17 protein-coding genes are annotated in these 22382 nt (G+C 61.9%); 7 read left to right on the top strand and 10 right to left on the bottom strand.

All coding sequences use genetic code 11. From position 1 onward, the window contains the following. Positions 1 to 13: 13 nt before the first annotated feature. From guaA to ABE424_RS06840, 5 genes are all read left to right on the top strand, one after another. The gene (gene guaA, locus ABE424_RS06860) at positions 14 to 1579 is read left to right on the top strand and encodes a glutamine-hydrolyzing GMP synthase (RefSeq protein WP_346490901.1); all 1566 of its coding nucleotides are present in this window, start codon (positions 14 to 16) and stop codon (positions 1577 to 1579) included. Positions 1580 to 1952: 373 nt separating this feature from the next. After that, positions 1953 to 3368: an N-6 DNA methylase gene (locus tag ABE424_RS06855; RefSeq protein WP_346490902.1), complete on the top strand. Its 1416-nt coding sequence runs from the start codon at positions 1953 to 1955 to the stop codon at positions 3366 to 3368. A gap of 82 nt (positions 3369 to 3450) precedes the next feature. Beyond that, positions 3451 to 5079, top strand: a complete 1629-nt coding sequence (locus tag ABE424_RS06850) for a restriction endonuclease subunit S (RefSeq protein WP_346490903.1) — start codon at positions 3451 to 3453, stop codon at positions 5077 to 5079. 2 nt (positions 5080 to 5081) lie between these two features. Further along, positions 5082 to 6752, top strand: a complete 1671-nt coding sequence (locus ABE424_RS06845; protein ID WP_346490904.1) for an AAA family ATPase — start codon at positions 5082 to 5084, stop codon at positions 6750 to 6752. A gap of 536 nt (positions 6753 to 7288) precedes the next feature. Further along, a complete protein-coding gene (locus tag ABE424_RS06840; protein WP_346490905.1) occupies positions 7289 to 7561 on the top strand; it encodes a hypothetical protein in 273 nt (90 codons plus the stop codon). 4 nt (positions 7562 to 7565) lie between these two features. On the opposite strand, the gene ABE424_RS06835 is transcribed toward ABE424_RS06840, so the two are convergent. Together ABE424_RS06835 and ABE424_RS06830 are read right to left on the bottom strand one after the other, a co-directional pair. Then, the gene (locus ABE424_RS06835) at positions 7566 to 7922 is read right to left on the bottom strand and encodes a hypothetical protein (RefSeq protein ID WP_346490906.1); all 357 of its coding nucleotides are present in this window, start codon (positions 7920 to 7922) and stop codon (positions 7566 to 7568) included. A gap of 542 nt (positions 7923 to 8464) precedes the next feature. Then, a complete protein-coding gene (locus tag ABE424_RS06830; RefSeq protein WP_346490907.1) occupies positions 8465 to 9382 on the bottom strand; it encodes a LysR family transcriptional regulator in 918 nt (305 codons plus the stop codon). Between the two features lie 96 nt (positions 9383 to 9478). On the opposite strand from ABE424_RS06830, the gene ABE424_RS06825 reads away from it, so the two are divergent. Continuing rightward, entirely contained in the window at positions 9479 to 10360 is an 882-nt protein-coding gene (locus ABE424_RS06825) for a type 1 glutamine amidotransferase domain-containing protein (protein WP_346490908.1), read from the top strand. A gap of 152 nt (positions 10361 to 10512) precedes the next feature. Here the strand turns inward: ABE424_RS06825 and lpdA are convergent, their stop codons facing one another. The 4 genes from lpdA to ABE424_RS06805 are packed head-to-tail and all read right to left on the bottom strand — an operon-like array spanning position 10513 to position 15569. Then, on the bottom strand, positions 10513 to 11919 hold the full coding sequence (lpdA, locus tag ABE424_RS06820) for a dihydrolipoyl dehydrogenase (RefSeq protein ID WP_346490909.1): 1407 nt from the start codon (positions 11917 to 11919) through the stop codon (positions 10513 to 10515). A 3-nt stretch (positions 11920 to 11922) separates the two neighbouring features. Then, positions 11923 to 13266: a dihydrolipoamide acetyltransferase family protein gene (locus tag ABE424_RS06815; protein WP_346490910.1), complete on the bottom strand. Its 1344-nt coding sequence runs from the start codon at positions 13264 to 13266 to the stop codon at positions 11923 to 11925. Between the two features lie 3 nt (positions 13267 to 13269). Further along, positions 13270 to 14313 carry an alpha-ketoacid dehydrogenase subunit beta gene (locus tag ABE424_RS06810; RefSeq protein WP_176989814.1) on the bottom strand — a complete coding sequence of 348 codons (1044 nt, stop codon included), beginning with the start codon at positions 14311 to 14313 and terminating at the stop codon, positions 13270 to 13272. Positions 14314 to 14318: 5 nt separating this feature from the next. Next, a complete protein-coding gene (locus ABE424_RS06805; protein ID WP_346488991.1) occupies positions 14319 to 15569 on the bottom strand; it encodes a 3-methyl-2-oxobutanoate dehydrogenase (2-methylpropanoyl-transferring) subunit alpha in 1251 nt (416 codons plus the stop codon). Positions 15570 to 15831: 262 nt separating this feature from the next. Here ABE424_RS06805 and ABE424_RS06800 point away from each other — a divergent pair, with 262 nt between their 5' ends. Continuing rightward, the gene (locus tag ABE424_RS06800; RefSeq protein ID WP_176989816.1) at positions 15832 to 16743 is read left to right on the top strand and encodes a LysR substrate-binding domain-containing protein; all 912 of its coding nucleotides are present in this window, start codon (positions 15832 to 15834) and stop codon (positions 16741 to 16743) included. Here the strand turns inward: ABE424_RS06800 and ABE424_RS06795 are convergent. The 4 genes from ABE424_RS06795 to ABE424_RS06780 all read right to left on the bottom strand — a co-directional run bounded on the left by ABE424_RS06795 (position 16713) and on the right by ABE424_RS06780 (position 22305). After that, on the bottom strand, positions 16713 to 17909 hold the full coding sequence (locus tag ABE424_RS06795) for a hypothetical protein (RefSeq protein ID WP_346490911.1): 1197 nt from the start codon (positions 17907 to 17909) through the stop codon (positions 16713 to 16715). The two genes, ABE424_RS06800 and ABE424_RS06795, sit on opposite strands and share 31 nt — an antisense overlap. Next, the gene (gene bla / locus ABE424_RS06790) at positions 17906 to 18910 is read right to left on the bottom strand and encodes a class A beta-lactamase (protein WP_346490912.1); all 1005 of its coding nucleotides are present in this window, start codon (positions 18908 to 18910) and stop codon (positions 17906 to 17908) included. Before bla ends, ABE424_RS06795 begins: the two co-directional genes overlap by 4 nt. Then, positions 18907 to 19950, bottom strand: a complete 1044-nt coding sequence (locus ABE424_RS06785; protein ID WP_176989819.1) for a DUF1611 domain-containing protein — start codon at positions 19948 to 19950, stop codon at positions 18907 to 18909. The genes bla and ABE424_RS06785 overlap by 4 nt, the downstream gene beginning before the upstream one ends. Positions 19951 to 20109: 159 nt before the next feature. After that, positions 20110 to 22305: a TonB-dependent receptor gene (locus ABE424_RS06780; RefSeq protein ID WP_346490913.1), complete on the bottom strand. Its 2196-nt coding sequence runs from the start codon at positions 22303 to 22305 to the stop codon at positions 20110 to 20112. Between the last annotated feature and the right edge of the window lie 77 nt (positions 22306 to 22382).

Genomic DNA, 22382 nt, shown 5'->3' with positions numbered 1-22382 from the left:
TTGCCGGGGCGCCATGACCAACATCCATAACGACAAGATCCTCATCCTCGATTTCGGCGCGCAGTACACGCAGCTGATTGCCCGCCGCATCCGCGAGCTGGGCGTCTACTGCGAAATCTGGGCGTGGGACCACAACCCGGCGGAGATTGCCGGCTTCGGCGCCAAGGGCATCATCCTGTCCGGTGGCCCGGAATCGACCACGCTGCCGGGTGCCCCGGCCGCGCCGCAGGAAGTGTTCGACAGCGGCCTGCCGATCTTCGGCATCTGCTACGGCATGCAGACCCTGGCCGCGCAGCTGGGCGGTGCCACCGAAGCGGCTGACCAGCGCGAATTTGGCCACGCCGAAGTGAACGTGATCAACCCCGATGCACTGTTCAAGGGCCTGAGCGACCACGGCGGCGAGCCGAAGCTGAATGTCTGGATGAGCCACGGCGACCACGTCTCCGTTGCGCCGCCGGGCTTCACCATCACCGCCACCACCGACCGCATTCCGGTGGCCGCCATGGCCAACGAAGAAAAGCGCTGGTACGGCGTGCAGTTCCACCCGGAAGTGACCCACACCCTGCAGGGCCAGGCGCTGCTGCGCCGCTTCGTGGTTGATGTGTGCGGCTGCGAAACCCTGTGGACCGCCGCCAACATCATCGACGACCAGATTGCCCGCGTAAGAGATCAGGTGGGCGATGACGAAGTGATCCTGGGCCTGTCCGGCGGCGTCGATTCGTCCGTGGTGGCCGCACTGCTGCACAAGGCCATCGGCGAGAAGTTGACCTGCGTGTTCGTGGATACCGGCCTGCTGCGCTGGCAGGAAGGCGACCAGGTGATGGCGATGTTTGCCGAACACATGGGCGTGAAGGTGGTGCGCGTGAATGCCGCCGACCGTTACTTCGCGGCGCTGGAAGGCGTGAGCGACCCGGAAGCCAAGCGCAAGATCATCGGCAACCTGTTCGTTGAGATCTTCGACGAAGAGTCGAACAAGCTGAAGAACGCCAAGTGGCTGGCGCAGGGCACCATTTACCCTGACGTGATCGAGTCGGCCGGCAGCAAGACCGGCAAGGCGCATGTGATCAAGAGCCACCACAACGTGGGCGGCCTGCCGGAGCACATGAAGCTGGGCCTGGTGGAGCCGCTGCGCGAGTTGTTCAAGGACGAAGTGCGCCGCTTGGGCGTTGAGCTGGGCCTGCCGCGCACCATGGTCTACCGTCATCCGTTCCCGGGCCCGGGCCTGGGCGTGCGCATCCTGGGCGAAGTGAAGCGCGAATACGCCGACCTGCTGGCCAAGGCCGATGCCATCTTCATTGATGAGCTGCGCAAGGCGGATCTGTACGACAAGACCAGCCAGGCGTTTGCCGTGTTCCTGCCGGTGAAGTCGGTGGGCGTGGTGGGCGATGCGCGCGCTTATGAGTGGGTGATTGCGCTAAGGGCGGTGGAGACGATTGACTTCATGACCGCGCACTGGGCGCATCTGCCGTATGAGTTCCTGGGTACGGTGAGCAATCGGATCATCAATGAGTTGCGGGGGGTTTCAAGGGTTGTCTATGACATCTCGGGGAAGCCGCCGGCTACTATTGAGTGGGAGTGAGTTGGGGTTTGGCCTTATTGTTACAGCGGTCGACGATCTCGATCTAACCGCGCGAACCGAACGTCCGACGCCGCCAGAAGTGATATCTGGTGGCGTTCGTGTGTAAATTTGAGCCAGGTGCATGTGATGATCGTAGAAGCCTTACCCTCACGTCAGGCGAAAGTCTGCTCCAAAGCCTACTGATGCTGATAACTAATTGAAGTTGCTAGTCTGTACTGTGATGGATACTGCGCGTCGTCTGCATGCTCAGTAAGCGCACTCCCCGATTGGATTCTGGAAATATGAATCAGCCCTTGAAAATAACTAATATCAATTGGTGGGCGCCAATGGTGACGTTGAGTGTTGCGATTGCAAAATAATGGAGTTGAGTACAATGAGTGCAGAGAACTTTGTTCAAAAAATATGGGAACTCTGTCACGTTCTGCGCGGCGATGGCGTGAGTTATCATGAGTATGTCTCCGAGTTAACTTATCTTCTTTTTCTGAAGATTGCGAAAGAGAATAAGACGGAGGATCTCATTCCGGCTGGTAGGCGCTGGGATGATCTTGCCAATTACAAGGATGGGGATCTTCTGGATTTCTATCGCGAGATGCTTACCTACCTTGGGGCGCACGCTGACAGTGACACTGTTAGAAAAATTTACGCATTTCCTACGACAGTCTTCTCGCATTCAGAGAATCTGAAGGCTGTAATTGATGGAATTGCCAAGCTGGACTGGCTCTCGGTTAAATCCGACGGGATGGGCGACATCTATGAGGGGTTGCTGGCAAAGAACTCACAAGATGCGCGATCCGGAGCTGGTCAATATTTCACTCCCCGTGCGCTTGTGGATTGCATGGTAAATGTAATGAAGCCCACGGCAGGGGAGGTAATTCAAGATCCTGCGGCAGGAACAGGTGGGTTCTTGATATCGGCGGATCACTATATCCGAGCTCGAACGAGCGCTGCTAAGTATGACGCGAATCCTCCAGTTTATGAGGGGGTGGAAATCGAGAAAGGTACTTACAGAATATGCTTGATGAACTCATTCCTTCATCGATTAAATGCACGCGTTATTCTGGGTGATGCGCTCACGTCGGATGCAAATGGTCTAAGTTCGGCTGATCTTATTCTGGCAAATCCACCGTTCGGATCGAAGGGTGGTAGCGCGCGAAAGATCAGAAAGGATATTTCGTTCTCGACGACCAATAAGCAGCTTGCATTTCTGCAGCACATTTATCTTGGTTTGAAAGTCGGTGGCAGGGCTGCAGTAGTCCTTCCGGACAATGCCCTGGCTGAAGATGGCGCAGGCCGGCTTATACGGCAAGAGCTAATGAATCGATGCGATCTGCGTGCGATCCTCCGACTTCCATCGGGTATTTTCTATAGCCCAGGCGTCAAGACCAATGTTTTATTTTTCGAGCGTGCCGCCGGAGATCAAGGTGGTACCAGGGAAGTGTTTATATATGATATGCGCGATGGCTCAACTCGGTACGGGAAGAAGCGTCCGCTGAGAGATGTGGATTTCTTGGAGTTTGAAGGGCTGTACGACCAGTATTTCGGTCTGCATGGTGGTGCTCGAAATGAAATTAAGTCGGAGAGGTGGAGGTCCTTTACGCGGGAGGAAATCGCAGCTAATGACGATAATTTGAATATCTCTTGGCTGAGTGGCGCGGATATCGAGTCTGAGGATGCTCCCTCTGAGCCGGAAGATATCGCTGCAGCGATCATTCTTCACCTCCGGGCGGCACTTAATGAGGTTGAGCTCGTCGCAGATGAGCTATCAGAACGATCAGAGGGTCGCCTATGATGCACGTGGCGTCTGAATGTACAGATCCGGCATGTGGACCAGTCTACATTCTGTTTAGCGGTATTAAATTCGGTTTCTCTATATGATTGATGTTCCGGTGGGTTGGGTCGCCGTCAGTATCGGAGATGTCGCGGAAGTTAATCCGAGGAAGTGTGTTGACTTGCCTCTGGATTCGATCGTTACCTTTGTGCCGATGGCGGCTGTCAGCGAGGTGACCGGTAATATCTCACATGCTTCAGCTCGTCCCATGGCGGAAGTCAATAGGGGCTTCACTCAATTCGCGGAGAATGACGTAATTTTTGCAAAAATTACGCCATCAATGGAGAATGGGAAGGCCGCAGTTGCCGACAATCTACTTAATGGTATTGGTTTTGGTTCCACTGAGTTCCATGTGTTGCGGAGCAATGGTGCCGTCGTGCCGAAGTTTCTTTGGTACTTTCTTAGGCAGCAGAGCTTTCGAGACAGTGCGCGCAAGGTGATGACCGGAGCTGTTGGCCAGCAGCGAGTCCCTGCGGACTATCTTAGATTACATCCATTCTTGTTGCCTCCGCTTGCCGAGCAGCATCGTATCCTCAATAGATTGGATGTGCTGATTGCTAGATCTGCCCGTGCCAAAACGGAATTGCAAGAAATTCCGAAGCTGGTTGCGGCATACAAGTCGTGCATACTCGAGCTTGCTTTCTCTGGAAAACTAACGGCTGATCTGCGCGGTCAAGCTAATTCCCAATCCTCTGAACTCCCCGTTGGGTGGACCACTCGAAGTCTCGGTGAGATTGGTGAGATTCAAAGTGGAATTCAGGTAGGGAAGCGTAGAAATAGCACGGATCGCCTCGTGGAGGTGCCGTACCTTCGCGTCGCGAACGTACAGCGGGGATGGCTTAATCTGAATGAAATTAAAACCATTCTAGTCACTGAAGAGGAGAGGGATCGCCTGCTTCTGAAGGATGGTGATGTGCTTATGAATGAAGGCGGTGATAGAGATAAGCTGGGAAGAGGCTGGGTTTGGCGCGAGGAAATCGATGCTTGTATACATCAGAACCACGTTTTTCGCATTCGAATAGATCCGTCCGTGCTTCCGGCCGAGTTTGTGTCTCATTTTGCGAACGAGCGAGGACAGCAGTACTTCTTTGACGAAGGTACACAGACCACTAATTTGGCTTCGATAGGCAAGCGGAAGGTGGCGGCGCTGCCGTTACCCGTCCCCCCGCTCGACGAGGCTGTCGAAATAGTGCGTCGTATTACGAGGGCTTTCTCCTGGCTCGACAAGCTCGCAAAGAGTGAGGCCGCCGCTTCAGCTTCGCTGGAAAAGCTTGATGCCCAACTCCTGGCGGTCGCATTTTCTGGTCAGCTCGTAAGTCAGGCGTCAGAGGAAGAGGCGGCAACGAACACATTGTCGCGAGTAAAAGATCAGCTGAAACTAGCGAAAGTGTCGCCTGCCCCACAGAGGTTGTCTCGCAAAATAAAGACCAAGGAGAGTGTGGTGGCTGTCAGTTCAATGGTTAAGGCGGCGCTGAAAGAGTCGGAAGATTGGATTACAGCGCAGGATCTTTTCAAGCGTTGTGGGGTTGTTGACGGCGCATCTACTGAGCAGATCGAAGATATATATTCTCAGCTGCGATCATTGGAAATTTCGGGTGCGCTCGAGGTGCAGGCAATTCGAGACGATAACGGCCGGAAGATGTATGACCGACTTCGCCTTAGGAGGGAGTAAGGATGCGGCTTGACAGGGTGATTATAGGGAGTCCCAAGGATAGCCCTAGGCATCAATTTAAGAATCTTAAGAATGTTTCAATTGATTTCGATCAAGGGCATTGGATCACGGTTGTAATTGGATGGAATGGCACAGGTAAATCTAATGTGCTGGAGGCGCTTGCAATAATATTTCGCGATTTCATTCAGGGGGTTGGTAGGCCGGCCTTCGCTTTTAATTTAACGTATAGGATTTCTGCTGAGCGCGGGAATGTATGCGTAAATGTTGAGGCTGATCCTGACCGTGCTCGTGATTCTTTGATAGTTCGTGTGTCTCCTGAATCTGGCAGCTGTGATTCTGGTGCGCGCCGCATTCCTCTGAAGGAATTCTTTGAACCAAAACGCGGCTACCTTCCGAAGCATGTTTTTGGATACTACTCGGGTGAAAGCGATAGGCTCTACCAGGTATTTCGCCCATATCTTGAAGATTTTGATAAAAAACTCCGTCGTGGCGAAGATCCGGGGCTAAAAAGACTCTTCTACGCGCTGCCGGTGCATAGTCAGTTTGTTTTGCTCGCATTCTTGATTCAGCAATCGAACGACGTTCGTGATTTCTTGTCGGATCATCTTGGCATTGATCCAGATGAGGGCATTGAGTCGGTGCTGTTTGTTCTTCGCGAGCCGCCTTGGACCTCTATTGAGGGCGATGACCGATTCTGGCGTGCCAAAGGTGTTGTGGCCTCCTTCCTTGATCGACTTTACGATATTGCTTTGGCTCCAGTCGAAATAAGTCGGCGTGAAAGGGTCTCGCTTTGGAATGAAAAGGTTCTTCAGTTCAAGTATCTTTATGTAAAGAATATTGCTTCACTAAGGGCGTTGGTTGGTGAGCAACGGCCAGCGGAGTTCTTCAGGGATATGGAAAGTACACACGTCTCTCAGCTTATTGAGGAGGTGCGAATCCGTGTTCGCCTGAAGAAGAATGATGGCACTGTGACTTTTCGCGAGCTGAGTGAGGGGGAGCAGCAACTTCTGACGGTTCTTGGGTTATTGAGATTCACGGCTGAAAGTGAAAGCCTATTTCTGCTGGATGAGCCGGATACCCATCTCAATCCGCGCTGGGCTGTGGACTATTTTGGCTATCTCAGGACTTTTGCTGGTCATGACGATGAAGCTCGGGAAAATAGTCATATTTTACTAACGACTCATAATCCTTTGGCGATTGCTGAGCTTGTGAAGGAGCAAGTTCAGATATTGCGGATGTCCAAGGATGTTAGTTCTTCGAGCATAGTTGCTGTTCATCCTGAGCTCGATCCGCGAGGTCTTGGCTACGCGGCGATCGTTATGAGTGATATGTTTGGTATCGCTTCAAGTTTGGATCAGTCGACGCATCTCATGCTTGAAAAGCAGCGGGCATATGCAGGTATGGAAAAGCTGACGCCCGCCCAGCTTTCCGATCTATCTTCGATAAACACCAAGCTTCAGCGGCTAGGATTCAGGTTCTTTCATCCTGACGAGGAGTATTCGCGCTATCTTCGTATGAGAAGTGCGATGCTTCGAGAGATGTTCGGTACGAGCGATCCTGGAGTTGTCGCGGATCGTGCTGTTGCAATGACTACGGACCAGCGCGAGCAGCTGGGCGAGCGTCTTATTAAGGAACTTCTTGCGGAGAACGAAGGCTTGGATGCCATGCCATGAGGTATATAGATTCCAGCAAGATTAGATTGCCAGATGGCTGGTTGGAGCGGGCTGCTGCGGCCAAGGTCGCAGTAGACGGTGGGGATTCTCCCGATTCTCACAGAAGGATTTGGAAGGATCTAAAGGACCTTCTTGCGGATCTATTTAATGATAAGTGTTGGTACTGCGAGGTTCCAATACCAAGGTCAGATAATGCTGTGGATCACTTTCGCCCAAAGGCTCGAGTCGGCGACGCCGCCCAGACGCACCTTGGTTATCGATGGTTGGCCTTTGAAAAAGGGAATTTTCGGTATTCTTGCACCTTTTGCAATTCATATCGGAAGGATGTTGCAGGAGGGACTGATGGAGGCAAAGCGGATAGATTTCCTCTGTTGAATGAAGCGGACAGGGTGTACGTCGAAGGTGCTGTCACGGGTGAGCGCCCAACGCTAGTGGATCCTTGTGATGTCACAGACTGGAAGTTGTTAGGCTGTAAAGTGGAGAATGGAAAGTCTTGTCACACAAGTGATGATCCTGTTTTGCGCGTGCGTGCGGAGATGTCAATCGAAATCTATCATCTTGACCATGAGCCAACCTGCAAGCTTAGGCACACAGAGGCTGTAAAGCTGCTTGCCGACATTGAGGAGGCAAAAGGGCGTTTTGTTCTTAGTCAAGCGGATTCCGCATTGGAGTCAGATTTCAAAAGGGTGGCTGCTAGGATTCTTCGAGCAATCAACGCTGATTCGCCATTTAGCGGTGAGATGAGATTCTTGCTTGCGGGAGAGCGTCACGAGAATCATCCTTGGATTGAAACTCTGCTTCAGGCCTGAATGCTCACTCCGGCCTAACCTCCCGACAGGCCCACTCAACCAGCCCCCGGCAAGCCAGAAACAACCCATCCACAACCCCCTCGTCCAAATGCCGCTCCGGGTCCGCTGCCACCCGGCAGCGATCTGCCGAATGCAGTACTTCCAATACCGTCAGCAGCCCCACCAATGCGCGCTCTGTCCTCGCCAGGCTCACGCGGCGTCCGGGTGACACATCGTTCTCCGGCCAGGGCAGCCCATCAGCGCCTTCGCAGTCGCGCATGCGCTTGAGGATGCCGAGCAGGGAGTTCAGGTCGGGCAGGGGAGTGTCGTCGTTGATGGGCTCAACAACGGTGTACGAAGAGAAGGTCTCGGATTCGTTCATAGCGTCGGTTTCCTTGGCTGTGCTTAACAGCGCCACCGCGTAAGCGGGGTGGCGGACGATGCGTGGCTGCAAACCGGACGTCAGTTGTCAGTACCCGGCGGGCCCGAAGACCCCCACGCACCGCCCGCCATAAAGGCCGACGGATTACCCGCCGGCACCGGTTAAGGGCGGTGCCGACGGGTAAGCGTAAACAACTAACAGTTCGGGTTTGCAGACCCGGCCACCCGTTGTCGGTGGCGCGCCATGGTGTTTACGCCGCCGCTCCGAATGCAAATTGAAATTCGCGAAGAAATCGCGGAATTCGAGAGCGAAGATCTATTGTTGCACGCACCATTCGTGCAGCACGCGACGCGACAAGACGTATTCGCGCAGATGCTCTGCTGATTGCGAACTAAAGTGGCGCAATCGCCCATGCTGCAAGCGAATAGCGCGACGGCGTTCTTTGCAACAGTTCTTAGTCCGCCTCGCCAAGCAACGGCGCGCGATCAGCTGCACACGCCGAAAAGCGGTTCAAACCCGACACCGTTAACAAGCTCGCAGCTTCAACCAACGCCAGCCTCAGCCACATTCCCCACCAGCAACTCAATCATCGCCCGCGCCGCTGCCGACTGCCGCCGATGCGGCGCATAGATCACCGAGAACGGCCGCGATCGCCCACGCAGCTGCGGCAGCACTTCCACCAGCTGCCCACGCTGCAATCGATCACGCACGATGAACTCGTAGCTCTGGCAGATGCCGATCCCCTGTTCGGCCAGCGACACCACACCCAGCACATCGTCGGAGGTCTCGATGGACGAACGCGGCAGCCAGTCCACGTCGTGCCCAGCGTCGCGGAAGATCCACGGCGCCAGCCGGCCGGTGCGCGGCATCACGAAGGGCAGGCACAGGTGCTGCTGCAGATCGTCCAGCGTCTGCGGCGTGCCGCGGCGCTGCAGGTAGTCCGGCGCGGCCACCAGCAGCAGCGGCGCGTCTTCCAGCTTGCGTGCCACCAGCCCGCTGTCCGGCAGCTGGCCCAGGCGGATGGCCAGGTCGAAGCCTTCGGCCACCAGGTCCACGTTGCGGTTGGTGATGTTCAGTTCCACCTGCACCTGCGGGTACTGCTGCGCAAAGCGCGCCAGCACGGGCGGCAGCCGGTAGTGGCCATAGGTGGTGGGCACGCTCAGGCGCACGCGGCCGGCCAGCGCGCCGTCCTGGCCCTGCACGTCGCGCTCGGCGTCGTCGAGCAGGCCAAAGGCGGTGCGCACCTGTTCCCGGTAGTGCCGCCCGGCATCGGTCAGGCCCACGCGGCGGGTGGTCCGCTGCAGCAGCTGGCGACCCAGTCGCGCCTCCAGACGGGTGACCGCGCGGCTCAGCACCGAGGGCGTGGTGGACAGCGCCACCGCGCCGGCCGTGAACGAGCCGTGCTCGACCACCGCCAGGAACACCTCCACATCGCCCAGGTAGTCGAACTTGCGGCTCATTTGGCTCTCCGGGGAACAGATGTTTTGCGATGGGGCCAATTTATCGCCGCTGGGGCGATGAATAAAGTGGCGGCCATTCCCCGATAGGAGCTCTCCATGAACCTGATGACCCGGCTGGCCGCAGCGCTGGCCCTGACCCTGGCCGCCAGCGGCGCGCATGCCGCCAACGTGCTGGTGGTGCTGTCCGACGAAAACCACCTGGACCTGAAGGACGGCAAGGTGCTGTCCACTGGCTTCTATCTCAACGAGCTGATGCAGCCGGTCAAGCTGCTGCTGGATGCGGGCCACGAGGTGACCTTCGCCACGCCGCAGGGGCGGGCGCCGACGATGGATGCGTCCTCGGTGACGCCGGCGTACTTCGGCAACGATGCTGCGCAGCTGAAGCTGCACAAGGACCTGCTGGAGAAACTGGCGCTGACCTCGCCGACCGCCTCGCCGGTGGTCAGCCTGGCGCGCGTCGAGCAGCAGGGCTACGCGCATTTCGATGCGGTCTATATTCCTGGTGGTCACGCGCCGATGCAGGACCTGCTGAAGAGCCCGGCGCTGAGCCGGTTGCTGGCCGACTTCCATCAGCGCAACAAGACCACCGCGCTGGTCTGCCACGGGCCGATCGCGTTGCTGTCCACGCTCCCGGATGCTGCCGGTTTCGTGGCGAAGCTGGAAGTGGGGGCGGTTCCCGTCACACCGAAGTGGATCTACAGCGGCTACCAGATGACGGTGATCAGCAACCAGGAAGAAGAGCAAGCCAAGCCGTTGCTGGGCGGTGGTGAGATGAAGTTCTACCCGCAGACGGCGCTGCAGCAGGCGGGTGCCCGCTTTAGCAGCAACGCCACGCCGTGGACGGGGCATGTGGTGGTGGACCGTGAGCTGATCACAGGGCAGAACCCGGCTTCGGCGCTGGAGGTGGGGCAGCGGTTAGTTGAGCGGTTGAAGATGGAAAAGAACTCGGCGTTGGATTCCAGCCGCATCCAGAAATAGGGGCCTGGCGGCCGGTCATCGCGCCATATGGGATAGATCTGCACACGCGCGTGCGCAGCGTTTTACGCCAACAAACAAATGGCCCGCAGTGCGGGCCGTTTGCTTTGGTGCCTGCAAAGCATCCGAGCATGACTCGGACCTACAGACCTGCCTCAGATATGCAGCGCATGCCCCAACGCACGCAGCGCTGCTTCCTGCACCGCCTCACCCAGGGTCGGATGCGGATGGATCGTGCCGGCGATATCCTCCAGCGTGGCGCCCATCTCAATCGACTGCACGAAGGCGATCGACAGTTCCGAGACCTGCACGCCGACAGCCTGCCAGCCAAGGATGCGGTGGTCACTGCTGCGTGCAACAACGCGCACGAAGCCATCAGTGGATTCCAGCGACATCGCACGGCCATTGGCGGCGAACGGGAACAGCGCGACCTTGGTCTCGATGCCTTGTGCCTTGGCCTCGTCCGGCGACAGCCCGACCACCACGATTTCCGGATCGGTGAAGCACACCGCCGGAATCGCGGCCGGCACGAAGTGGCGCTTCCTGCCGCTGACAATCTCGGCCACCAGCTCGCCCTGCGCCATCGCGCGGTGCGCGAGCATCGGCTCACCGGCGACATCGCCGATCGCCCACACGTTGCGCATCGAGGTCTTGCACTGGTCGTCGATCTTGATCGCCTTGCCGGTCAGATCCAGCTGCAGCGATTCGAGATTGAAGCCGTCGGTCTTCGGGCGACGGCCGACCGCGACCAGGATCTGGTCAGCATCCAGCGCGATCTCGGTGCCGTTGGCATCGCGAACGCGCAGCTGGCCGTTGTCGGCCAGGCCGAGCACGCTGTGGCCGGTCAGCAGCTTCACGCCGGACTTCTCCAGGTGCGTGGCCACCGGCTTGGTCAGCTCGGCGTCGTAGGCCGGCAGGATACGCTCCTGGGCCTCGACCACGGTGACTTCGCAGCCCAGCTTGCGGTACACGGTGCCCAGCTCCAGGCCGATGTAACCGCCACCGACGACGATCAGCTGCTTCGGCAGCGAGGTCGGCGAGAGGGCTTCGGTGGAGGAGATGACCTTGCCACCGAACGGCAGGAACGGCAGTTCCACCGGCACCGAGCCGGTCGCCAGCAGCAGGTGCTCGCAGGTGATACGCAGCGTGCCGCCATCTTCCGCGGCGCCGGCGATTTCGACGGTCTTGCCGTCGACGATCGTGGCCCAGCCCTTGATCAGCTGCGCGCCGTTCTTCTTCAGCAGCGCACTGACGCCACCGGTCAGCTTCTTGACGATGCCGGCCTTCCACGCCACGGTCTTGGCCAGGTCCAGCGACGGGGCCTGCACGCTGATGCCCAGCGGCGAGGTGCCTGCCGCATACGCGGTGACCTTGGCGAACTCCTCGGCGGCATGGATCAGCGCCTTGGAGGGAATGCAGCCGATGTTGAGGCAGGTACCACCCGGATTGACGCCCTCGACCACGATGGTCTTGACGCCGAGCTGGCCGGCGCGGATGCCGGCGATGTAACCGCCGGGACCGCCGCCGATGATCAGCAACTGGGTTTGAAGGGTATTGGACATCGCTTACTCCACGAACAGCAGGGCCGGGGTTTCCAGGCGGGTACGGATCGCCTGCACGAACTCGGCCGCATCCATGCCATCGACGATGCGATGGTCGAACGAGGACGACAGATTCATCAGCTTGCGCGCCACCACCTGGCCCTCGCGGAACATCGGGCGTTCGATGATGCGGTTGACGCCGACGATCGCCACTTCCGGATGGTTGATGATCGGGGTCGAGACCAGGCCACCAATCGCGCCGAGGCTGCTGATGGTGATGGTCGAACCGGACAGCTCCTCACGGGTGGCCTTGCCCACGCGCACGGCACTGGCCAAGCGCGCGATTTCCGCGGCGGTCTGCCACAGATCCAGCGACTCGGCATGCCCGACCACCGGCACCGACAGGCCGACCTCGCTCTGGGTCGCGATGCCCAGCTGCACACCCTCATAGCGGGTCACGATGTTGGCCTGGTCGTCGTAGCGGGCGTTCATCTGCGGGAAGTCGCGTGCGGCCAGCACGACCGCGCGTGCCAGCAACGGCAGCAGGGTCAGCTTGCCGCGTTCCTTGGCCCAGCGCTCATTGAGCTTGGCGCGCAGGGCTTCCACTTCCGTGACGTCGATCTCTTCCACATAGGTGATGTGCGGAATGGTCGACCAGGACTGCTGCATCTTCTGCGCGATCTTGCGGCGCAGGCCCATGATCGGCACCTGCTGCTCGCCGGTACGGCGTGCGTAGCTGCTGCCGCCGGCACTGCCACCGACCGGCTGTGCCTTGCCACCGGCGGCGGCGTAGGCATCCAGATCGGCCTGCAGGATGCGACCGCCCGGGCCGGTGGCCGGCACGTAGCGCAGCTCGATACCCAGGTCCCAGGCGCGGCGGCGCACGGCCGGCGAGGCCAGCGGGGCTTCACCGGCGTTGAGCACGCCGTTGGTGACCGCGCCACGCGCGTCCTGCTTGGCGGCGCAGGCGGGTGCGGAGGCAGCGGCGGCCTTGGCCGGGGTCGCAGCGGGTGCAGGCTCTGCGGCGGCCGCAGGTGCCGCTGCGGGTGCGGCAGCCTTGGGCGCAGCAACCGGTTCGGCCGGCGCCGCGGCGGCCGGCGCACTGGCGGCGCTGGCGTTGCCCGCACCGTCCACTTCCAGGCGGATCAGCTCGCTGCCGACGGCCATCATCTGGCCAGGCTTGCCACCCAGCGAGACCACGGTGCCTGAGACGGGCGAGGGGATCTCGACCATGGCCTTGTCGGTCATGACCTCGGCCACGACCTGGTCTTCGGCGACCGGGCCACCGACCTCGACCTTCCAGGTGATCAGTTCGACTTCGGCGATACCTTCACCGATGTCCGGCATCTTGATGACGTGATGTCCCATGGTTCAGTCCTCCAGCACGCGCTGCATTGCATCGATGACCCGGGACGGACCCGGGAAGTAGTCCCATTCCTGCGCGTGCGGATACGGGGTGTCCCAGCCGGTAACGCGTTCCACCGGTGCCTGCAGGTGATAGAAGCAATGCTCCTGCACCAGGGCGACCAGTTCGGCGCCGAAGCCGCAGGTGCGGGTGGCTTCGTGCAGCACGATGCAGCGGCCGGTCTTCTTGACCGAGTTGACGATGGCGTCCAGATCCAGCGGCCACAGGCTGCGCAGGTCGATCACTTCGGCGTCGATCCCGGCATCTTCGGCGGCGGCCTTGGCCACCCACACGGTGGTGCCGTAGGTGATGACCGTCAGTGCCTTGCCTTCGCGGGCGATGGCGGCCTTGTCCAGCGGCACGTTGTAGTAGCCCTCCGGCACCAGGTTGTCCGGGTACTTGGACCACGCGGTGACCGGGCGGTCGTGGTGACCGTCGAACGGGCCGTTGTAGAGGCGCTTGGGCTCCAGGAAGATCACCGGGTCGTCGTTCTCGATCGAGGCGATCAGCAGGCCCTTGGCGTCGTACGGGTTGGACGGCATGACGGTACGCAGGCCGGTGGCGTGCGCGAAGATCGCTTCCGGGCTCTGGCTGTGGGTCTGGCCACCGTAGATGCCGCCGCCACACGGGGTGCGGAACACCAGCGAGGAGGTGAAGCTGCCACCGGAGCGATAGCGCATGCGCGCCGCTTCGGAGACGATCTGGTCGTAGGCCGGGTAGATGTAATCAGCGAACTGGATTTCAGCGACCGGGCGCAGGCCGTAGGCGGCCATGCCGATCGCGGCGCCGGCGATGCCGTTTTCGGAAATCGGCGCATCGAACACGCGCTGCTTGCCGTACTTGGTCTGCAGGCCATCGGTGCAGCGGAACACGCCGCCGAAGTAGCCCACGTCCTGGCCGAAGACCACCACGTTGTCGTCGCGTTCCAGCATCACGTCCATCGCCGAGCGCAGCGCCTGGATCATGGTCATCGGCGTGCCGCCGGTGTTGTTCTGTTCAATCCCGCTCATGGTGTTCAGACTCCCAACTGCTGACGCTGGCGACGGAGATGTTCGGGCATGTCCTTGTAGACGTCTTCGAACATGAGGGCCGCGCCGGGACGGTTGTCGCTGCCGAGCAACCCGTGGGTTTCGGCTTCCTTGAGGGCACGCAGGACCTCGGCATCGAGTTCGGTGCGCACTTCGTCGTGCTGCTGCTCGCTCCACAGGCCGCGCTTGATCAGGTGCTGCTTCAGGCGGTCGATCGGGTCGCCGAGCGGGAAGTGCTGGGCATCGTCGGCGGGGCGGTACTTGGACGGATCATCCGAGGTCGAATGCGGGCCGGCGCGATAGGTCACCCACTCGATCAGGGTCGGGCCGAGATTGCTGCGGGCGCGTTCGGCGGCCCAGCGCGAGGCCGCGTACACGGCGAGCAGATCGTTGCCGTCCACACGCAGCGACGGAATCCCGTAGCCCACGCCGCGCGCGGCGAAGGTGGTGTTCTCACCGCCGGCAATCGCCTGGAAGGTGGAGATCGCCCACTGGTTGTTGACCACGTTGAGCACGACCGGCGCGCGGTACACGTGCGCGAAGGTCAGCGCGGCGTGGAAGTCGCCTTCGGCGGTCGCGCCATCACCCACCCATGCGGTGGCGATGCGGGTGTCGCCCTTGATCGCCGAGGCCATCGCCCAGCCCACCGCCTGGATGTACTGGGTGGTCAGGTTGCCGGAGATCGAGAAGAAGCCGTAGTCCTTGTACGAATACATGATCGGCAGCTGGCGGCCCTTCAGCGGGTCGGCCGCGTTGGACAGCACCTGGCAGATCATGTCGACCAGCGAGACGTCCTTGGTGATCAGGATGCCCTGCTGGCGGTAGGTCGGGAACTGCATGTCGTCATCGCGCAGCGCCAGGGTCTGGCCGACGGCGATCGCTTCTTCACCCAGGCACTGGATGTAGAACGAGGTCTTCTTCTGGCGCTGGGCGATCAGCAGGCGGGCGTCGTAGGCGCGCGTCTTGAGCATGGCGTGCATCGCACGCAGCAGCACTGCGTCGTCGATGTCGGCAGCCCAGGGGCCCACGGCGTCGCCGTTGTCGTCCAGCACGCGGATCAGCTGGCCGGTCAGCGGCGCGGTCTGGCTGGCGCTCACGTCCACGGGCGGCTTGTCGACCGCGCCGGCGGGGCTCAGCTTCAGATAGGAAAAGTCGGTGGCCTGGCCGGGACGGGCGCTGGGCTCGGGCACGTGCAGATGCAACGGCTCGCTCGTGGCGGGAATCTGGGGTGATGACATGTCAGGGGCCTCGCTGGGCTTGGGTCATGGAGCTACAGGCATACCGCCGGCGGGGGGCAACGGTAATGGCGATGTTGACGCGCCGACATCCGGGCGGGATCTCGTCGCGAAGCGGGTAAGGTCCAGCGCTTGCAAGGCGGCTGGGGCCATGGCGCATTGCACCCAGTGTGAAGTCTAGAGGCACAGCGGCTTATCGTAAATTTGTTTAATTGCGTATGAGGTATTGTTTATTCAGATATCTTCATTCCGTGGGAGCCCGTGCATGCAAATCCCCGCCAACATGACCCTGCGCCAGCTGCGTTACTTTGCCGAAGCGGCTGAATTGGGGCAGTTCTCGCAGGCCGCGCGCAAGCTGCACGTCTCCCAATCCGTGATCACCACGGCGGTCGCCCAGCTGGAGGCCTCGCTGGGCCTGAAGCTGTTCGACCGCATGCCGCACGGGGTCGGCCTCACCGCTGAGGGGCATCGCTTCCACCAGCATGTGCGGCACATCCTGGATACGCTGCAGGACGCGCTCAGCGAGCCGATGTTCCTGGCCAACACCCTCCCGGGCCGGGTGCGGATCGGCGCGTCCTACACGGTGCTGGGCTACTTCCTGCCGAGCCTGCTGGCGCGCTTCAAGCGCTCCTACCCGCAGGTGGAGGTCGACCTGGTCGACATGGACCGCGCCGCGATCGAGCAGGGCGTCAGCAGCGGCGACCTCGACTTCGGCTTGTGCATCATTTCCAACATGGCCGAGCCCTATGTGCTGCGGCGCCAGGTGCTGATCCGCTCCCGCCGCCAACTGTGGCTGGCCGAGTCGCATCCGCTGCTGCAGCTGCCGGTGATCAGCCCGGCCGATGTGGAGCCGTATCCTTACATCATGCTGATGGTCGACGAGGGCCAGGAGTCGGCGATGCGCTACTGGCGCTCGGTCGGGCGCGAACCCAACGTCGTGTTCCGGACCTCGTCGCTGGAAGCGCTGCGCGGCATGGTCGCCTACGGGTTCGGGGTCAGCATCCTGTCGGACATGGTCTATCGGCCGTGGTCGCTGGAGGGGCGCCGGATCGACGTCCGCACCCTCACCGACGCGGTGCCGCCGATGGAAGTCGGCCTGGTCTGGCGCCCGGACGAAGACCTGTCCGCGCCGGCACGCGCACTGCATCAGTTCCTGGTCTTCGCCTGTGGCGGATGAGCGCCGATGGCATCGGCCAACGCGGGACGCGGATCGGGCAGGTCGCCCACGGGCGCGGTGAAGGCCTGCCCGCGGCGCGACCCGATCTGCCACGCCGAATAGGCCAGCAACGGTACCACGTAGGTGGCCAGGATCGCGTAGGCCAGCAGCCGGTATCCCTTCGCGATCAGTGCCACCAGGCCGATGCCATCGGCCATGAACACGGCCATCAGCAGGATCGCCACGATGATCGCCACGCGTACCCCGCGCTTGGGTGCGGCACCGGTGCGCTCCTTCCAGTTGACGCTGATGCGGCCATCCACGGAGGCCATCAGCGTGACCCCGGTTTCCACCAGTGCCACCATGATCATCAGGCGGAACAGCCACTGGAACCACGGCAGGCCGAGCTGGCCGAGCATGAGGTCCGACGGCAGCGGCGCGTCGGCGATGTCCGGCAGGAACGCGATCATGCAGACGTAGAAGACGATCGCCGGCAGGATCGCCAGCGGGCCGGCCAGCGCACCGGCGATCACCGCATCGCGGCGGCACAGCAGGTGGCGCACGACCAGCAGGATCGAGACGGCGGCGAACATGTTGTAGCCGGCGTAGGTGACGCCGTTGAGCACCCAGTCCTTGCCCAGTTCATGGGTGTTGGAGAGCTGTGCCATCGCGCCGCCGCCGAAGCGGTACAGGATCAGGCACGCCGCGATGGCGTACACCAGGTACATGAAGGCCGACATCAGCTTGAACATGCGTTCGACGGCATTGGTGCCGGCCTGCACGACGCCGGTGATGATCGCCACCAGCACCAGCGTGCCGACGATCCGCGGCCAGCCGAACATGGTCGCCGCCAGTTCGCCGGCGGCCGCGCCGAAGACCGCCAGCACCACCACGATCAACGCCAGGTAGGCGACTTCGAAGGTCCACCAGCCACGGCCCAGCAGATGCCGGAAGAAGGTGCGGTAGTCGTTGGCACGGATCGCCCGTGCCAACAGGAACGTCAGGATGCAGATCACGCTCCAGATCAGCATCGACAACACCATCGCGGCCAGGCCACCCCACGGGCCCGATGGCAGGAAAAACTCCGCCAGCTCACGGCCGGTCGCGTATCCGCCGCCGATCACGGCCGACTTGAACGCCAGACCGGGCAACAGATACCGCTGGAACCGGCTGGCGGCGGCGGTCACTTGCGGGCGGCCGTGGGCTGCAGCAGGTAGAAGTCGCGCACGGTGCGCGCGATCTCGGCGATCACCCGCTCGCGTTCGCTGCGCGGGGCATTGCTCGCTTTGACGAAGACCGAGATGGCGAACTGGTTGCCGTCGGGCAGGGTGACCACGCCGACGTCGTTGACGGTGCCGGCGACGGTGCCGCTCTTGTCCGCCACCTTGGTGCCCGGCGGCAGGCTGCCGCGCAGGCGCGCGCTGCAGGTCCGGCAACGCTCCATGATCTGCACCAGCACCTCGGTGCTGGCCGGGCTGAGTGCCTTGCCGGTGAACAGCTGGGTCAGCAGGGTCGACATCGCACGCGGCGTGGAGGTGTCGCGCGGATCCTTGTCGAAGGCCTCGCTGCCGGACTTGGTGCGCTTGACGACCTCGGGGTCGAGGGTCAGTTCCGCGACGCGCTCCTTGGTCAGCGGCTCATCGCCGAGGCCGAAGATGTCGCTCAGCAACTGCCGGGTGTTGCGGTCCAGGCGCTGGCCTTCGATGCCGTGTGCGCGCAGCCAGGCGGTGACCGCGGCCGGTCCACCGGCCTGGGCCACCAGCACGTCGGTGGCGGTGTTGTCGCTCTGGGTCAACATCACTTCGAGCAGGTTGTGCACCGACAGGCTGACGCCGTCGTGGATGAAACGGTCGGCGATCACTTCCGAATCGACATAGAAGGATTTCGGCACCGGCACCATCGTGGTCAGCGCCAGTTCGCCGGCATCCACCTTGCTCAGGATCACGGCGGCGACGGCGACCTTGAACGTGCTGGCCATCGGGAAGCCTTCATCGGGATTCAGATGCACCTGCTCGCCCTTGCCATCCAGGCGCCATGCCGAGACACCGACCTTGCCGTCGATCAACGTGGCCAGGCGTGCGACTTCGGTTTCCACCGGACTGGTCCGGCTGGCGCTGAAGGCGGCGAGCGGGCTCAGGCCCAGCATGGCCGCGACGCACAGGCTCAAGGTACGGGATGTCATCTTCATGCGATGCAGGCCTCCAGCAAACGGTTGAATTCCCCATCTTGCCGCATCGGGTCGGCCACCGGCAGACCCAGGCGCGCGCTGACCTCCGCACAGGCGGCAGACGCCGCGGCTTCGGTCATGCCATGGGTGTTGAGACTGACGCCGACGCAGCGGATGTCCGGGTTGGTACGGCGCCCGAGCTGCACGGTCAACGCGATCACTTCCTCGATGGAGGGCAGTGGATAGTCCGGATAGCCGAGCACATGCTTGCGCCCCGGCTGGTGGCAGACCACGAACACATCCGGCTGGCTGCCGTGCAGCAGTCCGAGGCTGACGCCGGCGTAGGCGGGATGGAACAGCGAGCCCTGGCCTTCGATGACGTCCCAATGGTCGTCGGCTGCATTCGGGCTGAGCAGTTCGGCGGCGCCCGCCGAGAAATCGGCGACCACCGCGTCCATCGGAATGCCGCTGCCGGCGATCAGGATGCCGGTCTGGCCGCTGGCGCGGAAGTCGGCATCCACGCCGAGCCCGCGCAGGCCGCGGGCCAGGGCCAGTGCGGTGTACTTCTTGCCCAGCGCGCAGTCCGTGCCGACCGTGAGCACGCGCTTGCCGGTGCGCTTGCGCCCGTTGCCGACCGGAATGCCGCGCGGCGGCACGCGGACGTTGATCAGCTCGCGCCCATGGCGTTCGGCGGCGGCGGCCAGTTCCGGGATGTCACCCAGCTTCTGGTGCATGCCGCTGACCAGGTCCAGGCCGTTCTCGAGGGCGTCGACCAGCGCCGGCAACCACTGCGGGGGAATCACGCCGCCGCCGTTGGCCACGCCGATCACCATCGCACGCGCACCGGCGGCGCGCGCCTGGGCCGGCGTCATGGTGGGCAGGCCGGTGGTGATCGGGCAGCCGGGCAGGCTCCATTCGGCTACACACACTTCCGGCGCCCAGTCGTGCAGGCCGATCGCGGTCTTGGCGAAGCCGGCTTCGGTGGTGTCGCCCAGGAACAGCAGGTACGGCTGGGGGAGGGCGGCGAGGGCCTGTACGGCAGCGGTGGGCGTCGGGCTCATGAGGGTTCCAGTGGTCGCGGGAGAGAAGAGAGGAGAGGCGTTCACGGCGAGGACTCGCTGTTGTTTGACCTGGTTCGATCTGTATAAGTCCTAATCAGAGAATATGCAACCTAATCAGGATAATTCTCTACTCTCTTCTGACGGTGTGCCGGGAGCCCCTCAGTAGCGATAGTCGATCGACATGCCGATGGTGCGCGGCTGCAGCGGAACGCCGGTCACGGCGACGTAGCGGTTGAGTGCGTCCCGAACGGCGCCGGTCGAGACATAGGCGCGCTCGTCGGTGGCGTTGCGCGCGTACAGACGCACGGTCCACGTCATATTGGTCAGCTCGGCGTGCAGGTCCAGCGCGTTGTAGCTGTCGATGTCGTACGCACCGGCCACCCGCTCGCCGGTGACGCGATACCCGGCGCCGATCCGGCCCTGCCACTGGTCGCTCACATCGATGTCGTAGTCGATGGTGCCCGACCAGCTCAGCCGCGGCGTCATCGGCATGCGGCTGCCGGAGACCAGGCCGCTGGACGGCGGCACGTCACCGATCTTCGAATCGATGTAGGCGGCATTGAGGCCGAGCGTCAGGCGCTCGGCCGGCCGCACCATGAAGCTCAGTTCCGCGCCCTGGCTGCGCGCGCTGCCGGCGTTGCCCATCCAGCTCAGGCCGTTTTCCGAAACGCGCACCTGGATGTCGTCCCAGTCGATCCGGAACAGGGCCATGTCGATCATCGCGCGACGGTCCCAGAAGTGCGATTTGAAACCGAGTTCGAGGTTGTCCAGCGTATCGGCCTTGGTCATCGGCACCACGCCGGAGGTCGATACGTTCGGCCCGCCCGGGCGGTAGCCGGTGGCGTAACGCGCGTAGATCATCGAGCTGTCGTTGAGGTGCCAGCGCGAGGCCAGCTTCCACGTCGTCACGTTGTCATCGGCGGAGTCGGCCAGATCGATCGGCCGCGGGCCGTACAGCAGGCCGATGCTGTGCTGCTCGAAATCCTGCTGGTTGCGCGCGTGCCGCACACCGGCGGAGACATCGAAGCGGGGGCTGAACTTGTAGGTGACATCGGCGAAGATCGCCTGCTCGTCATAGGTGCCGGGCAGGCTCGCGGTGCCGGGATTGAAGGGCAACGGGATGCCATTCGCATCGTAGGCGCTGACCTGCTGGCGGTTGGTGTTCTTCTCACCGGTGAAGAAGGTGCCGAGCAGCCATTCGAAGCGCTCGCTCTCCTTGGAGCTGAGCCGGAACTCCTGGGTCCATTTGCGGGTGCCGAGGAACACATCGAACTGCGCCTGGCCGGCCGGGTACGGGGTCAGCAGGGGCCATGCCGCGCCGTACACCAGCGTGGAATCCTGCACTTCATCCATGCGGGTTTCGGAGAAGCTGATGGCCGACACGAAATCGACGTTGCCCAGATCCCAGTCCAGGATCGCCGAGTAGTAGTCGGTCTCCATCCGGTACGGCGTCGCGCGCTGCAGGATGCCTTCCAGCGGCCCGCGGATCGGCTCCAGCGTGGGATAGGTCAGGCCCACCGCACTGGAATTGTCGGCGTCCACGATCTGCGACAGCGCCTGCACGCGCAGGTTGGCGGTGTCGCTGATGCGCCAGGTCAGCGCCAGGCGCGAGGCCAACTGGTAGTAGCCGTTGCTGTCCTTGGCATCCTCGCCGCTGAGGTCGGGCTGGTCGACGTAACCGGGGGTGCCCTGGCGCGACAGACTGGCGCGCATGCCCAGCTTGCCTTCGATCAGCGGCACGTTGAAGGAGGTGCGCACGCCGCTGCCCACGTCGCCGGCTTCCTTGGTGGCGTTGACGTCCATCCCCGCGCGGAACTCGAAGCCGTCCGGATCGGCCGCCTTGGTGATGTACTTGAACAGGCCGCCCATCGAGCTGGCGCCGTACAGCGTGCCCTGCGGGCCGCGCAGCACCTCCACGCTCTGGATGTCATACGGCAGCAGATCCAGCGCGTAGGTGGTCGCGCGCTGCTTGTTGCTGCTCGGGCCGATCGGGGTGTCATCGATGTAGGTGCCGATGATCGAGCCGCCGCCAAGCGGTGCCACGCCGCGCAGCGCCATCGTGGTCTGGCCCGGTGCGCCGCCACTGTCGACCTGGAAGCCGGGCACGTAGGCGGCGAAGTCGTTCAGGCGGGTTGCGCCGAACGCTTCCAGGCGCTCTTCGCTGATCACGCTGACGCCGGCCGCCACCTCCATGACGTTCTCGCTGCGCTTCTGTGCGGTGGCCACCACGCGATCGAGCTCGACGACATCGGGCGTGCTGCGGCCGCCTTCGGCATCGGCGTCCTGGGCCATCGCCGCGGTGGCGAGGCTCATGCAGCACAGCGTGACGGTGGAGGCGAGGATCGAACGTTTCATCGGCTTGCGCATGTGGCGGGCTCTCTGGAATCAGGAACGAAGTCGGTCAGTAGGCACAACAGTCATCCACGGCCGGG

This window comes from Stenotrophomonas sp. TWI1149, assembly GCF_039673155.1.
Taxonomy (GTDB): Bacteria; Pseudomonadota; Gammaproteobacteria; order Xanthomonadales; family Xanthomonadaceae; genus Stenotrophomonas; species Stenotrophomonas maltophilia_AA.
Note: the sequence above shows the minus strand (reverse complement) of the source record. Positions and strands in the feature narration are given on the sequence as shown.

Bases quoted from the DNA above. Each gene is read 5' to 3' on its own strand.
- ABE424_RS06850 (WP_346490903.1), top strand. From the start codon at position 3,451: ATGATTGATGTTCCGGTGGGTTGGGTCGCCGTCAGTATCGGAGATGTC.
- lpdA (WP_346490909.1), bottom strand. From the start codon at position 11,919: ATGTCCAATACCCTTCAAACCCAGTTGCTGATCATCGGCGGCGGTCCC.
- ABE424_RS06830 (WP_346490907.1), bottom strand. From the start codon at position 9,382: ATGAGCCGCAAGTTCGACTACCTGGGCGATGTGGAGGTGTTCCTGGCG.
- ABE424_RS06805 (WP_346488991.1), bottom strand. From the start codon at position 15,569: ATGTCATCACCCCAGATTCCCGCCACGAGCGAGCCGTTGCATCTGCAC.
- ABE424_RS06855 (WP_346490902.1), top strand. From the start codon at position 1,953: ATGAGTGCAGAGAACTTTGTTCAAAAAATATGGGAACTCTGTCACGTT.
- bla (WP_346490912.1), bottom strand. From the start codon at position 18,910: ATGAAGATGACATCCCGTACCTTGAGCCTGTGCGTCGCGGCCATGCTG.
- ABE424_RS06845 (WP_346490904.1), top strand. From the start codon at position 5,082: ATGCGGCTTGACAGGGTGATTATAGGGAGTCCCAAGGATAGCCCTAGG.
- ABE424_RS06810 (WP_176989814.1), bottom strand. From the start codon at position 14,313: ATGAGCGGGATTGAACAGAACAACACCGGCGGCACGCCGATGACCATG.
- ABE424_RS06840 (WP_346490905.1), top strand. From the start codon at position 7,289: ATGTCAATCGAAATCTATCATCTTGACCATGAGCCAACCTGCAAGCTT.
- ABE424_RS06785 (WP_176989819.1), bottom strand. From the start codon at position 19,950: ATGAGCCCGACGCCCACCGCTGCCGTACAGGCCCTCGCCGCCCTCCCC.
- guaA (WP_346490901.1), top strand. From the start codon at position 14: ATGACCAACATCCATAACGACAAGATCCTCATCCTCGATTTCGGCGCG.
- ABE424_RS06780 (WP_346490913.1), bottom strand. From the start codon at position 22,305: ATGAAACGTTCGATCCTCGCCTCCACCGTCACGCTGTGCTGCATGAGC.
- ABE424_RS06800 (WP_176989816.1), top strand. From the start codon at position 15,832: ATGCAAATCCCCGCCAACATGACCCTGCGCCAGCTGCGTTACTTTGCC.
- ABE424_RS06825 (WP_346490908.1), top strand. From the start codon at position 9,479: ATGAACCTGATGACCCGGCTGGCCGCAGCGCTGGCCCTGACCCTGGCC.
- ABE424_RS06835 (WP_346490906.1), bottom strand. From the start codon at position 7,922: ATGAACGAATCCGAGACCTTCTCTTCGTACACCGTTGTTGAGCCCATC.
- ABE424_RS06815 (WP_346490910.1), bottom strand. From the start codon at position 13,266: ATGGGACATCACGTCATCAAGATGCCGGACATCGGTGAAGGTATCGCC.